This is a genomic window from Ottowia thiooxydans (assembly GCF_040548795.1).
Taxonomy (GTDB): domain Bacteria; phylum Pseudomonadota; class Gammaproteobacteria; order Burkholderiales; family Burkholderiaceae_C; genus Ottowia; species Ottowia thiooxydans_A.
Genome location: NZ_JBEPSH010000006.1, coordinates 494151 through 508032, shown reverse-complemented (window position 1 = coordinate 508032; position 13882 = coordinate 494151). Strand labels below are relative to the sequence as shown.

Annotated in this window: 12 protein-coding genes; 5 read left to right on the top strand and 7 right to left on the bottom strand. The window is 57.7% G+C overall.

Going from position 1 to position 13882, the window contains the following annotated elements; translation table 11 throughout:
• Positions 1-27: 27 nt before the first annotated feature.
• Positions 28-519, top strand: coding sequence for a ribosomal protein S18-alanine N-acetyltransferase (rimI, locus tag ABIE13_RS17025; protein ID WP_354445560.1), 492 nt, complete (start codon positions 28-30; stop codon positions 517-519).
• A gap of 13 nt (positions 520-532) precedes the next feature.
• Positions 533-1447, top strand: coding sequence for a uracil-DNA glycosylase (locus ABIE13_RS17020; protein WP_354445631.1), 915 nt, complete (start codon positions 533-535; stop codon positions 1445-1447).
• A gap of 140 nt (positions 1448-1587) precedes the next feature.
• On the opposite strand, the gene ABIE13_RS17015 is transcribed toward ABIE13_RS17020, so the two are convergent.
• The 6 genes from ABIE13_RS17015 to ABIE13_RS16990 form a co-directional block, all read right to left on the bottom strand.
• A complete protein-coding gene (locus ABIE13_RS17015) occupies positions 1588-2598 on the bottom strand; it encodes an SDR family oxidoreductase (protein WP_354445558.1) in 1011 nt (336 codons plus the stop codon).
• A 5-nt stretch (positions 2599-2603) separates the two neighbouring features.
• Positions 2604-3533: a bile acid:sodium symporter family protein gene (locus ABIE13_RS17010; protein ID WP_354445557.1), complete on the bottom strand. Its 930-nt coding sequence runs from the start codon at positions 3531-3533 to the stop codon at positions 2604-2606.
• Positions 3534-3548: 15 nt separating this feature from the next.
• Positions 3549-4919, bottom strand: coding sequence for a flavin-containing monooxygenase (locus tag ABIE13_RS17005; RefSeq protein WP_354445555.1), 1371 nt, complete (start codon positions 4917-4919; stop codon positions 3549-3551).
• Positions 4920-5090: 171 nt separating this feature from the next.
• Positions 5091-6083, bottom strand: a complete 993-nt coding sequence (locus ABIE13_RS17000) for a Bug family tripartite tricarboxylate transporter substrate binding protein (protein ID WP_354445553.1) — start codon at positions 6081-6083, stop codon at positions 5091-5093.
• A gap of 33 nt (positions 6084-6116) precedes the next feature.
• Positions 6117-7517, bottom strand: a complete 1401-nt coding sequence (locus ABIE13_RS16995) for a dihydroorotase (protein ID WP_354445551.1) — start codon at positions 7515-7517, stop codon at positions 6117-6119.
• Positions 7505-8596, bottom strand: coding sequence for a CobW family GTP-binding protein (locus tag ABIE13_RS16990; protein WP_354445549.1), 1092 nt, complete (start codon positions 8594-8596; stop codon positions 7505-7507). Before ABIE13_RS16990 ends, ABIE13_RS16995 begins: the two co-directional genes overlap by 13 nt.
• A 113-nt stretch (positions 8597-8709) precedes the next feature.
• Here ABIE13_RS16990 and ABIE13_RS16985 point away from each other — a divergent pair, with 113 nt between their 5' ends.
• A complete protein-coding gene (locus ABIE13_RS16985; protein WP_354445547.1) occupies positions 8710-9462 on the top strand; it encodes an IclR family transcriptional regulator in 753 nt (250 codons plus the stop codon).
• A 68-nt stretch (positions 9463-9530) separates the two neighbouring features.
• Here ABIE13_RS16985 and ABIE13_RS16980 read toward each other — a convergent pair whose 3' ends face one another.
• Positions 9531-10409 (bottom strand): alpha/beta hydrolase, encoded by an 879-nt coding sequence (locus ABIE13_RS16980; RefSeq protein ID WP_354445545.1) that lies wholly within the window; start codon positions 10407-10409, stop codon positions 9531-9533.
• A gap of 357 nt (positions 10410-10766) precedes the next feature.
• Between ABIE13_RS16980 and ABIE13_RS16975 the strand changes: the two genes are divergently transcribed.
• Positions 10767-12215, top strand: coding sequence for a hypothetical protein (locus ABIE13_RS16975; protein ID WP_354445543.1), 1449 nt, complete (start codon positions 10767-10769; stop codon positions 12213-12215).
• A 190-nt stretch (positions 12216-12405) separates the two neighbouring features.
• Complete coding sequence (locus tag ABIE13_RS16970) at positions 12406-13851, top strand: hypothetical protein (protein WP_354445541.1); 1446 nt, start codon at positions 12406-12408, stop codon at positions 13849-13851.
• Positions 13852-13882: the final 31 nt, after the last annotated feature.

The window sequence follows — 13882 nt, the reverse complement described above, 5'->3', positions numbered from 1 at the left end:
ACAGCCTGAATTCGTCTTACTCCTGTTATGAGCGCCGTTCCCCATTTTTCCGCTGACTCCCCAGAGTGCGCACAGCAAGCAGCCTTTGAGACCATGACGCCCGAACGAGTGGACACGGTCCTGGTGGTGGAGCAGGCGGCTTATCTTCATCCGTGGACCCGAGGCAACTTCCTCGATGCCCTGAATGCGGGCTACCAGGCACAGTGCCTGTTCGCAGCAAATGAGCTTCTGGGTTATTTTGTAGCCATGAAGGGCGTCGACGAGGTTCATCTGCTCAACATTACCGTAGCTCCGGCCTTCCAGCGCCAGGGATGGGCCCGCGTTCTCCTTGAGGGCTTAAGCATCTGGGCGAGGGGGCAGGGCGTGCGCTGGTTATGGCTGGAAGTTCGCGTAAGCAATACGCGGGCGCAGCATGTCTATCAGCGCCATGGCTTTGTCCGTGCCGGCCAGCGCAAGAGCTATTACCCCGCTGAGAATGGGACGCGTGAGGACGCGGTAGTGATGAGCCTCATGCTATGAGTGGAAAGAAATGATGCTTCTCGATGATCGCCAACGCGCCATGCTCGCCGAGATGGGGGTACGCGTGTGGGCACCCAAGGCTGCGCCGCCTCTCCCGCCCGTGGCGGCAGATACGCTTCAGGTGCCCGCCGTACCCGGGTCTTCATCCGCCAAGGCTCCCGCACCCTTGCTGGCTCATGAAAAGCCGGCTGCCAAAGCCGTTCAGCAAGAGCGGGCCACATCGTCCGAGCAGCAGCTTCGCCAGGTACCTGTCACCGCACCCCCTGCGCCCGCCCGTCCGCCGGTTTCACCCGACGGCGTCGAGCGCATGGATTGGCCGGAACTTGAGGCCACGGTCGCTTCTTGCCGCGCGTGCGGACTGTGCGACGGCCGGACCCAGACGGTATTCGGCGTTGGAAGCCATCATGCCAACTGGATGGTGGTGGGCGAAGCGCCAGGAGAGAACGAAGACCGCCAGGGCGAGCCGTTCGTTGGCCAGGCGGGCAAGCTGCTGGATAACATGCTGGCGGCCATCAATTTGTCTCGGAAAGCGGGAAACCCAGCGGACGACCTCTCCGAAAAACCTGCCACGACTGCAAAGGGCGCCAAGGAAAGCGTCTACATAGCCAATGTCCTGAAATGCCGGCCCCCCGGCAACCGCAACCCTCAGCCTGAAGAGATTGCCCAGTGCGAGCCCTATCTGCGCCGCCAGGTTGCACTGGTCCGTCCGAAGATCATTCTTGCGATGGGCCGTTTTGCAGTGCAATCCTTGCTTCAGAGCAGCGAACCCATCGGCCGCTTGCGCGGCCGCGTGCACCATTACGAAGGCGTGCCCGTGGTCGTCACCTATCACCCTGCGTATCTTCTACGCGCCTTGCCAGAAAAGGCCAAGGCTTGGGACGATTTGTGCCTGGCTCTGGAAGTGGCGCAAGGAGAGCCCGCGCTTTGATCAAACAGATCAAGGCCCTTGTAGCCGCCTGACAGCAAGGCCAGGTAAACGCAGCCATCACGGTTTTGGCGTCAAGGGCCTGCTTGTGAGGCGAGCGCAGATCCGTCTTCAGACCATCAACAGCGAAGCTGCCGACGCACTCATCCAAGCTTCCTTCTCAAGGGCCGGCCCTGTGCCTCGCGCGCCGCTACGAACGCCTCAAAGGCTTCGGCGCTGGTCTTCTGGGGCACATAGCCCCAACGCTTGAGTGCCGTGTTGAGCAGTACCGGGCGGTAGCGCAAGAAGTCCAGTTGCTCAGGTCCGTATCTGCTGATACCCAGGCGTGAACCAAGAAACAGCGCGCCGCGCAGCAGGCTCGCCGGCAGATCAAGGGTGGTCTTACCCAGCCGCGCCGCAATCTCATGGATGGTGAGCGCGCCGTCTCCCGCCAGGTTGTAGCAACCGGGCGCGCCACCGTTGATGGCGTGAAGTATGGCTCCCGTGACGTCCTGGTCCCAAATGAACACGAAAGGGCTGTCGCTGCCGCGAATGGCCAGCAGGCGCGGCTTTTCAAACAAGGCGGTGATCTGATTGTCTACATGCTCACCCAGGATGGTGCCAATGCGCAGCACGGTCTGCGCCAGCTGCGGGTGTTCCGCGCGCCACTTTGCCAGCATCTCCTCGACCAGCCGTTTGTGATCGGAATAGGCGAACACCGGGTTGCCACGCAGCGCATGGTGTTCCTCGATCCACGGGGGATTGTCGGCATGGTAGCCGTAGGCAGCGCCGCTGGAAGACACCACCACGTGCTGCACACCTTGCGCAATACATGCGCTCAGCACATTGTGCGTGCCGTTGACGTCGACGTCATACTCGAGCGCCCGGTTGCTGTCCTTGCCAGGGGTCACGATGGAGGCCAGGTGCACCACGGTGTCGATACGGTTCTGGCGCATGGCCTCGCCAATGCCAGCGTCGCGCACATCCATTGAAGCGTACTGGACATGGTCTAGTTGGCGTTCAGCGGGCACTGGGCGCACGTCAAGTGCGACCGTGGCCGTGTCGGCGCGTTGGCTCAGGGCCTTGACCACACTGCGGCCCAGGAAACCGTCTGCCCCGGTGACCAACACCCGTTGCGCGGCAAATCCAACTGACTTGTTCGTGTTTGATTCCATAGAGCTCATTGGATGGGCTGCTCGAGATCGGGTGTGCCTTTGGGGTTTTTCTTGCCCCATGCCGTGGCCAGGACCAAGCCTGCGATGATGTCCCAGAAACCCCACACGCCGGCCACCACCGCCATGCCTCCCAGGCCGCCAAAAAAGCTGAAAACCAAGACCAGCCCCAGCCCAGCGTTGCGAATACCCACCTCCATGGTCACGGCCCGGCGCTCATAGTCCTGCAGGCCTGTTACCCGGGCGCACAGATAGCCGGTGGCAAACGCAATGGCATCGTGCAGCGCTACGGCCAGCAGTACCAGGCCCACGTAGTCAAGAAAAAAGCGCCAGTTGCCTGCGATCGCGCCGATGATGAACGCGATCAGCGCCAGAAAGCTGATGAGGCGCACAGGCTTGGTGACCTTCTGTGTGGCGTGTGGGAAACGGTGTGCACACCACAGGCCCAGAATGAAGGGCAAGCCGATGATGATGAGAATATGGCCCAGCATTTCAAGCGGATCGAGCGCAATCGTCTTGAGCAATGCCGAAGCCGTAGGATGCATGCCCCCCCAGAACGCGAAGTTCAGCGGCATGACCACAATGGAAATGGCATTGGAGATGGCGGTCATGGAAACGGAAAGCGCCACATTGCCCTTGGCCCGGTGCGTCAGGATATTGGAGATGTTGCCGGGCGGACAACACGCCACCAGGATCATGCCCAAGGCAATGCTGGGCCCCACTCCCAGCAGCAGCGTGAGCACGAAGGTCAAGGCCGGCAGCACGATGAACTGCGCCGCAATGCCCACCGCCATGGCCCAGGGCATGCGTGCAACCCGGCGGAAGTCCTCTATCCTGGTGTCCAGCGCGACGCCGAACATCAAAAATGCGAGTACCCCATTGAGCAGTGCGAGCGATGCTGGATTGAAGTTCAGCCTTATTTCGTCCACAGGAAGCATGGCAGTTTCCTTGAACTAGGAGCTGAGGGTCTCGGCGGCCTGCCGCACGGCATGGCGGTAGGTATCCTTGTGCACGTAGTAGGCCATGCGTTCCAGTTGCAGGTAGCTATAACCGCCTGACATGTCGGGAGCAGGACCCGCAATAGAGGCCTGCATGCGCTGGGCGGCGGGCGTTTGGTCATCCAGTCCCTTGAAATAGCGGGCCAGCAACTCAGCCTGTTCGTAGCGGCCCTGCCAGCCAATACCGCTCGCCTCGATCATGCCCAGTACGGCCAAGCGTCGGTACCGTGGGGCAAAGATGTTCATGTAGAGCTTCGGCGCCATGCCCTGCCAGTTCAGGTGCGTGCGGTCGATGAAGGGATAGTGCAGCGTGTAGCCGGTGGCCATCAACACCAGGTCATAGTCTTGCCGGGTTCCGTCCTTGAAGTGCACGGTCCGGGCATCAAAGTGCGCGATATCCGCTTTGACGCGGATGTCGCCATGGCCCAGGTGGTAGAGGATCAGCGAGTTCACGATGGGATGAGACTCGTACATCCGGTAGGTGGGTTTGGGAAAACCGAAACGCGTGGGGTCTCCGGTGAACCACTTGAGCACAATGGTATCCAGCCTTTGCTTGAGCCAGCGCGGCAAAGGCCTCTTTCCGCCCAGGGTGTCCGCCGGCTTGCCAAAGACATATTTGGGCACGAAGTAATAGCCGCGGCGCACGGAAATGTCCACGCTTTGCGCGTAGTGCACAGCGTCTACGGCAATGTCGCAGCCGGAATTTCCCGCACCGACAATGAGGACGCGCTTGCCCTTGAACTGCTCCGCGCTCTTGTACTGGCTGGTATGCAGCAGCTCGCCCGTGAACTGCCCCTCAAACGCAGGCCTATGGGGCTCGGCCAGCGTTCCGTTGGCAATCACCACGCCTTTGTAGACCGCGCTTTCAAGTCCGCCCGCCGAGTTGCGGATGCTCACGCGCCAAAGGGTCAGCGGATCGTCCGGTTGCAGGGGTTCCACCCGCTCCACGCGCACGCCAAACCGAAAATGGCGGCGGAGGTCGAAATGATCGGCGAAGCTCGCAAAATAACGGTTCAGTTCACGATGGCTGGGGTAGTCCGCAACATCGTCCGCCATGGGAAATTCCGTGAACTCCGTCGTGCGTTTGCTCGAGATGAGATGCGCAGACTCATAGACCGTGGAGCGCGGATTGCCAATATTCCAAAGTCCCCCGACATCGCTATAGGCTTCGAAGCCTTGGAACGGGATTCCCAGTTTCTGCAAATTGCGTGCACCGGCCAACCCCGAAGGCCCCGCCCCGATCAGCGCAATCATCTGCTCGGTGGGTGTGGTCGGCATGACCTCTCCACCGGAAGATGCAGATGCTGCAAGGCTGTCGATTTGCATGGCGGTCTCCCTCTTTGAACACGTTCTTATGACACTCTATTAGAGTCTTTAAATACCTCGAACGGTGCTTTTTCGTCCATATCGATTGCGGGATTTTTGACGAAACCGCAAGTATTTGGAACGTGGGGGCGATCAGCCTTGAATCACGGGCGCTGCGGGGATGCCGCAGTACTACTCAGGCTTGACGTCGATACTCTTGATAATGGGTCTCCATAGATCGATGTCGTTCTGAATCCTGCGCCCGAAATCTTTCGAGGTTTGCTGGCCCGTCTGCGCGATCAGGCCGGCCGTGGCCATTCGTGTTTGCACCCCCTCGTCGGAAAACATGGTGGACACCAGGGCCCCGAGGCGCTCCGCGATGGGAGCAGGAATTCCTGCTGGCGCCAGCAGACCGTTCCACGTTTCCGTCTGGAAGCCAGGAAACATGGACGCAATGGTCGGCACGCCCGGGAGCATGGCCACAGGCTGAGGGCTTGTCACTGCAAGCATTCGCAGACGATTGCCCTGCAGATGAGGCAGGATCTCGGAGATGTTCGCGGTGTAGGCATCTGTCTGTCCAGAGGTCGTATCGCTTATCGCAGCTGCTCCGCCTTTATAGGGCACCATGACGGCCTCGATTCCGGCGCGCTTGAGAAAAGCGGCGCCCGCCAGGAACGACATGGAGCCTGTGCCCGCGTGAGCCATCGAGAGCGCCCCTTTGTTGGCCAGGCCGTAGTCCACGAACTGCTTCAAGGTCTTGTGAGGCGAAGCCATCGGGACAACCAGCACCTGGGGGTTGCCGGCTACGTTGGCGATGGGCTGGAAGTCCTTGATCGGGTCATAACGAATCTTGTAGAGAAATGGCGCCAGCGAAATCTGGGCGATGGAAGCCAGAAACAGCGAGTGGCCGTCGGCAGGCATCTTCGCCGCCAGAGCCGCAGCAATCGTGCCGCCGGCTCCCGCACGGTTATCCACTACCACCGGCTTGCCCAAGGCCCGGCCAAGATAGTCTGCCGTCATGCGGGCAACAAAGTCGGTGTTTCCGCCCGCCGGGTACGGCACCACCAGCGTGATGGCACGCTCTGGCCAGGCCTGCGCTTGTGCTCGTACGGCAGTACTCACCAACCCTGCGCCGCCCAGAGTGGGCAACAACAGGGAGTTTCGCAAAAAGGAACGTCGTTTCATGATAAATCCTTCCTGAATAGGGTGCGAATGAGTTCAGGCTGGCACTTCAGCCGGGGCGCGAACCGCTTTGGCTTGTTTGCCAAAGCCCTTCTGGCCAATCACCTTGCCGTCCAGGTAGACGGTGGTCCCGCGCACCACTGTGCGCACTGGTTTGGCCTTGAGCTTGCGCCCGGCGTAGGGGCTCCAGCCAATCAGGCTGAGCACTTCTTCGTCGCGCACTTCGTATTCCAGATCGAGATCCACCAGCACCAGGTCTGCATCTGCGCCCACTTTCAGCGCGCCTTTGTGTTCAAGCCGGAACAGCTCGGCGGGCTTGGCACTGCACGCTTCCACGACGCGCTCCAGGCTGATCTTGCCTTCCAACGCCGCAGTCATGAACATGCTGTAGTAGAACTGGGTGGACGGTGTTCCCGTATGGGCCTTCCAGCCGTCTTTCCAGCCGATTTCCTTCTCTTCGCGGGTGTGCGGCGCGTGGTCGGTCGCGACGATGTCAATGGTGCCGTCTTTCAGGCCCTCCCACAGGCCCGGGACGTTTTTCTCTGGCACCCAGTACGACAGCGCATACGAGCCCAGGCGTTGTATGGCAGACCATTCGCAACCCAGGAACAAGGCCCAGGGATTGATTTCGCAAGTCACTTTCTGCCCAGCTGCCTTGGCCTGGCGGATCAGATCAACGCTGCCAGCGGTCTGGGTGTGCAGAATGTGCAGATGGCAACCGGAGGCGCGTTGCAGACGCAGCAGCGTGGCGATGGCCGTTTCCCAGATGACGCCATCATGCGCAGCATACGCTTTGGCATAGGCCAGCGCATCGCGCTCGCCGCGGTCCCAGAACTTCTGCTCGATCACATCCATCAGCGCCTGGTCATGGGGGTGGACCATCAGCGGGACGTTCAGCTCGGCGCAGCGCTGCATGATCTCAAGGATCTTGCCGTGGTCATGCACGCCAATGCCGGGCATGTGGGGGTAGTCGCGGCCAGTGTCCACCACCATGAATATTTTGAAGGCGGCGATGCCCGTGTCGGTCATGGCAGGCATTTCATCGCTCACGGTCGGAGGGGGATTGAAATTCCAGTCCACGATGGCATCACTGCGGTAGATGTCGTACTGGCGCTCCAGAAGTTCCAGGGTGTTGGGTGGTGGCTGCACGTTGGGCATGGCCACGCTGGTGGTCACGCCTCCGGCCGCGCACTGCATGGTGGAGGTGTAGATCGTGTCCTTGTACTCAAACCCTGGCAGGGACCCCTGCCGGTGGTGTGAGTGCATGTCCACGGCCCCGGGCACGACGGCCAAGCCCTCTGCCTCGATGACTTCCTTCGCGTTCGGCTCCGTACCAGGCTCGTAGATGCCGGCGATGCGACCGTTTTCGATGCCTATCGAGGCCATGCGTCGCCCCTGGGGTGTGACGATCAGTCCGTTGCGGATTAAAGTGTCCATGCGATGTTTTCCTTTTGAGCGGTAGTGGAGGAATGGGAAGAAGGGGCGGCGTGGCCACGGATGACGTCGAAGATGTGCTCGACGAATGCGCGGCCAATCCCTCGGGTGATGAAGACCAGCCGCGAGCGCCGATCTTCGTAAGGCCACTCGGCCAGGGGCGCCGGTGGATGGAACAGGCGCTGCACAGCGTGCACGACGATAGGGCGGGACTCTCCCGCAATGTTCAAGATGCCTTTGACGCGCAGCAGATCATCTCCATGCGCCATCACCAGTGCATCAAGCCAGGCAGCCAGCTCCTGCCAGGCCAGAGGCTCGTCATACACCAGCGAAAACGTTTCAATGCCTTCGCTATGACCCCCGGAAGAGTCCGGCGTGATGGGTTGGTAGCGCGTGGGGTCGGTATAGGCTTCGGCGTTGAGCCAACGGCGGATGGCCGGCGCTGGTGTGGCGGCCGCGTAGACGTCCAACTCCGTCAGGACGTCCAGGCATGGCACTTGAAGGTCCGTGGCCCAGCTCACCGTGGCTCCCGGGTTCAGCAGCGCCAACTGGGCTTGAAGATCCTGCGCTTGCTTTGGGTTGGCCAGGTCCATCTTGGTGATCACCAGCTGATCGGCGACGGACACTTGCTTGGAAGACTCCGGAAACCTGCTTAACGTGGTGGCACCGTTGACGCCGTCCACCGTGGTGATCACCTGGGCCAGGCGGTAGCCATTGGCCACCGGAAAGGTCATGAGGGCCTGGAGGACGGGGCCAGGGTCGGCCATCCCTGTGGTCTCGATGACCACACGATCGAAGGCGCGAACGGTGCCGCGGCTGCGCTTGTCGAACAAATCACGCAGGGTCTCCACCAGATCGCCCTGCACGGTGCAGCACAGGCATCCCGTGCTCAGCTCTATCGTGTTGTCGTTGCTGCTGGCGATGAGGTTGTGATCAATGCCGATATCGCCAAACTCGTTGACGATCACCGCCGCATTGGCCAACGCAGGCTCGCGCAGCCACCGATTGAGCAACGTGGTCTTGCCACTGCCCAGGAAGCCAGTCAGCAGCGCGACCGGAATCCGTGCACCATCGGAACTCATAATGTGTCTCCTTTGCGAAAGTTGCACCAAGTTGGAGCGATATCATATTCGCAATGGGTGCGAATTATATTCAAATGGAACATAGTGCGAAATTAAGCAATTCGGATGCCAACTTGAGCATCCGCACACGAAACCGGACGCTGCACATCCTTCAGCTATTCGAGCGGAGGTCGCTTTGGACGGTGGAGGACATCGCCCTGGAGATGGGCGTGTCCATCAGCTCCGCTTATCGGGACGTCAAGGAACTGAGCAATTTGGGATTTCTGGCGCTGTCTGCGCGCTCGGAGTACATGCTCGGTCCGGCCTTCATCCGCTATGACCTGCTTATCCGTCAGGGGGACCCCCTGGTGAAAGCGGCGTCTGAACCCATGCTCGCCCTGCTGGCGCGCACCACACAGCATGCGGTGGTGCTGATCAGCCGGCGGTTTCGAGACCAGGTGATGTGCGTGCACCAGGAGAAAGGGAGTGACCATCCCCCGTCTTCAACTTATGAGCGCGGGGTGGCACTACCGATGTTCAAGGGGGCGACGTCCAAGGCCATCCTGGCGCATCTGGGTGACCGTGCGCTCAAACAGATCTATCTGAACCACGAACACGAGATTCGCGAGTCCACGGGGGTGGGCGGCTGGAAGGCTTTTTCAGAGCAAATGAAGGCGATCCGGGAGGCTGGCGTGGCGTGCACCGATTCAGAAGTCGCGCCAGGCCGAATCGGCATTGCCGCCCCAGTGTTCTGGGAGGGGCAAGTCGTGGCAGGCGTCAGCCTGGTCTTCGAACTGACGCAGTTCGATCAGGCGGGCTTTGCTGCGGAGGTCAGACGCAGTGCGCGAGAAATTTCTGCGGCGTTGGAGAGTGTCAAGACGCCTTGAATTGACGGCTGGCGTGGGTTGAGCGCCAGACGTGTAGACCTGCGAAGTGCATCAACTGGAATGCAGGTTCAGCTTCGCTGTTGAGCAACCGTTGAGCTGAAGCACCCATTGGCGAAGATCTGCGGCAAGGCAGCGCGGTACTGTGGCTGGCCCACTGCGTTGGTATTGTGATGTGAGCCACCCTCCACCAGAACGAACTGCTTGGGCTCGCTGGCGGCGTCGAAGAGTTTGCGCCCCAGGTCAGGCTGGATCAGGCGGTCTTCCGAGCCGTGAACCACCAGCACGGGCGAGCCCACCTTTCCGATGCGCGTCGCCGATTCAAACCTCTGGGTGATCAGAGGCCCTACGGGCAGCCAACCCCATTTCATGGTGCCCGCGACATCGGGGATGGAAGTAAAAGTGCCTTCGAGTATCAGCCCGCGCTCGTCAGAGACTTGTTCTGCCAGGGTGACGGCCATGGCGCCGCCGAGTGAGTGCCCGAAAATATACCGGGGTGAATCGGGATACTGCTCTGCCAGCCACTCCCAGGCAGCGCGCGCATCTTCATTGGCCATTTCCTCAGATGGCAACTCACGCGAAGTCTTGCCAAAGCCCCTGTAGTCCACAGCGAGCACAGAAAAGCCCAGTTCTTGCATGCGTCGGATGCGGGGCGCTGAACCGGTGACGTTGTAGCGCGCACCATGCAGGTACAGCAAAACGGGTCGGCATGAAGTGGCTTCGCTTTCTGCCGGATGCCACAAAGCGTGCAAACGCACCGGCTCAGAGGTCAGGCGCGAATCGTAGTTGATCCAGACATCTTTCATGCCTTCGGTCATGGCCGCGGAATTGCCCCAGCTTCTATCGCTGGGTTGAAAGATCCATTGACGCTGTGATTTGTCCAGCGCGGCGCAACCGGCGGCCAGCAGGGTGGCGAGCACGACGCCTGCAATGATGTGAAGTCGTTTCATGACCAGCAATCGACTCTGGAAGATGGGAAAAGTTCGGGTTTCTTGAGCATCAGCCGCTGCATCTTCACATGTCCTTGAAAACCCCGCAGGCAGATCATGAGCGAGTACGTCAAGGACGCTTCGCTTCATCAGTGCTGGCGGACCACCAAACCTGTTCGGCGCCAACCCCAAAGCCTGCAGGTGAGACGGCTATTGGTTGCCCAGCGCGCAAGGAACTTCCTCGCGCACCCCGTTACTCACCCTATATCGGCATGCAAACGCCGCCACTCATCGCCGCGGCAGCATTCCGTTAAATGAGTTCCCAGGAAGTCTTTAAAGACGCCTTATTTGTAACTTAATTTCATACGGTGAATTTCTATGGCAACGATCCTCCTTAACTCGCCCAGCTTCGCCCCTGCTGAAACACAGTTGAAGCCGGCCTACCAGGCTCAAGAAGGCCTGCATGTTGCGTTGTCAGATGCGACGTGGGACGCGGTGCGAAACGGCTCACAGGATGAAGGTAGCTTTTTTTCCAGAATCTGGGAGGCGATCAAGGAGTTTTTCACCCCTTCAGATCAGATTGAAGCAAAAAATGCTTTCTTGAAGTTCTATTCCAGTGAAAGCAATGATCAGGACAAATTAGATGGTTTTTATAAGCTAAAGGAACTAGCGGGTTTTGGCAACCAGGAGCTGTGCGCTCCAGAAGTGAGCTATCACGCCAAGCCAGACGGGGGATTCTTTAAGTTTTATAACCTGAAAATCAAGGTCGAAGGTGTAGAAACGCCACTTGAACGTCATGTCAGTGCGGACTGCGACGAAGTGGACGAAATCGTCAAAGCTTACTCCCCGATTATTGCTAGCGAAAATGATCAACAGCAATTTGCAAAATGTATCAAAGCACTTTATGCAAGCCCTGATGTGCTTGAGGCAGCGGTCGAAAAAGATCCGCTATTCTACCAAGGGCTCGCGTTGATTTTGGCTGGAATCAACATTAGAACGCCAGGCCTTGGCGTATCCATTGACGTAGATAATGGCCTTTCGTTCAGAGACAATAAATTTCCTGTGCATGGTTCATCAGCCATTGACCAATCCATCTGCGATCTGAAATTAAGTCCCGAGATCAAGAGCGATTTCCAGGCAAAGATCGAAAGCTTTCGTCCTGCCCAGATTTCCTTTGATCAGAAACATGAAGCCTTCCAACTGCTTTCTCAAGCCATGGGCCATAGTCCCAAGGATTACACGAAGAACGATCATAAGCAGGTCGGAAAACTTCTAGAGACAGTCTATTCAAGGGGTGCGTCATTTCAACAGAAAGAAGCGGCGCTGCTCAAATTGAGAAATCAGATTGGAAGCTTGCCTGGCATGGCGTTTGAAGTGTCCCAGTCAACGGTCGGTTCCTTTAAAGGCGAAAAAGGGGCATTGGCTGAGATTATAAATCTACGGATGGTTTTCCCTGGTAATGAAAAATCGCTGAAGCCCATAGAAATATTCAACGCCAAGCTGCGTGTAGCTGATCCAGGAAAAGAAGTAGGTTCGCAAAGTAACCTCATGTACCGTCCTTGGACTGCCATATTCGCTATTGGTGCGGGTGTGCAGCTTACGCATGTCCGCGCAGAATATTCTAGACTTGCAGTGGCTCAGAAACTCAATGACACAAGTGAGTTTTTTGATCTAGAGCCCGATGGATCCATGGAAACCTACGCACAGCAACGCCTGAATGTGAGCAACCATTCACAGTTATCTGCGGATGAACCAGAAGATATCTTCTATGATTTTGACGTGATTTCAGAAGCCGATAGAACTGACACAAATTCAAGCCTAGTATGAATTGACCCCCACCGTTATATGCCCGCTCGATGAAGGCCCACTTGGGCTCCAATCCTCAACGATTGCTTCAGCCCGTCGAGCTTTGAGCAAGCCCCATTGGCGCTGGCGAACTTACAGCGGTTCCCAACGATGATTCAAAGTCGTCATTCCAGGGCGTATAGTGATCACCAGCCGTTAAGGATAAATTGATATGGCGCCCATTCGCACTTCCAATGTTGTCTTCAACGGCTATTCGCCGGGCGAAGGCCTTGATATATCCGTTTCTTCCAAGACTTGGCAACAGGTGAGAGCGGGTGCTATCGACGAAGGCAACATCATCAGAAGGATCTGGAACGCCATCAGGGAGTTTTTCTCTCCTTCAGGCCGCGAGGAGGCCAAGCGAGCCCTTATCAGCTTCTGTTCAGAAAGTAGCACCGATCTGGAAAAGATCGAGAGCTTCTACAGACTCAAGGAGTTGGCTGGGTTTGGGAATGAAGATTTCCTGACACCTGAGGTGAGCTACCATGCTAAGCCAGAGGGTGGATTCTATAAAATATACCACTTAAAAATGACCGCTGAGGGTCTTGACTCCATTGAACAGTCTATAGAAAGAGATTGCTCGGAGGCGGACGAAATTGCAAAGGCTTACATTCCGGATATATCTCGAAAAGAAGATAGAGATCAGTTCGAATGTTGCTTGAAGACCTTGTATCCGGGCGCGAATTCTTCGACAGCGCAGCATGAACATCAGCTCACAAAAGAAGAGGCTATCTTAGGTATTGATGGCGTAGTCGCTCGAAATTCCAGGGTTGGAATGCTTCTGGATATTTCCAACGGGCGAATCGACTATAAGGATGGGAGATTTCCTTCCTACATCACATCGGGGCGATATGACTCTACCGTCGCACAGCTGGCGGTCAGTGCACAGATCAAGGATCAGCTGTACGGAAGAATTGAACCTCATCTTCCTGCTGCCATTTTGATCAATCAAAAAGATGAGGCCATGCAGGTGCTGAGTAAATTGATGCAACCTGATGAAGGTGCGCATCCGCATGACCTAAATTCGGGTGCCAATTTACTGGCAAGCGTGCACAGCGACCTAAGTGAAGCCAGGCTGTTGGAAGAGGACTCTTCAATGCTCTCTTCATTAGAGAATGAGTGGGATGAATTCGTGTTCAAGGCGCGTAGTTATTCTTCTCTTTTAAATTTCGGAAGTTACACGTCTTTGCAAGAGCTGTTGAGTGTCATCTACTCACACCAAACCTCGATAGAAGAAAAGTACATTGCGCTTCTGGATTTAAAGCTGAAGTTGAACGATTCTGAAGAGGTGAAATTCGAAATTTCAGAGATCGACGCTGACAGGGTGGGGGAGTTTGTCCCCCAAATCGTCAAGATCAGAATGAGGTTCCCAGAATACGAACATCTGAGCGCTGTCGAAATCGCCAAGGTTGAGGTGAAGACGCATCAGTCCAACCGCGACATGCCGTTGAGCGCCGAATCCAAGTACGTCCCTTGGATGGGCGGTTGGTCTACTGCCCCCATCTCGGGTCTCGAACTAAGCCCTTCGGGTGTCTCGTCTCCGAAATTCGAGACATCCGATTCGCTCACAGATTCGCAAGCCTGGCCGACAGGGGCCCATCTCTGGAACAAGCGCTAGGAAAAGGGTTCAATGCTTGCTGTGGCCTCGC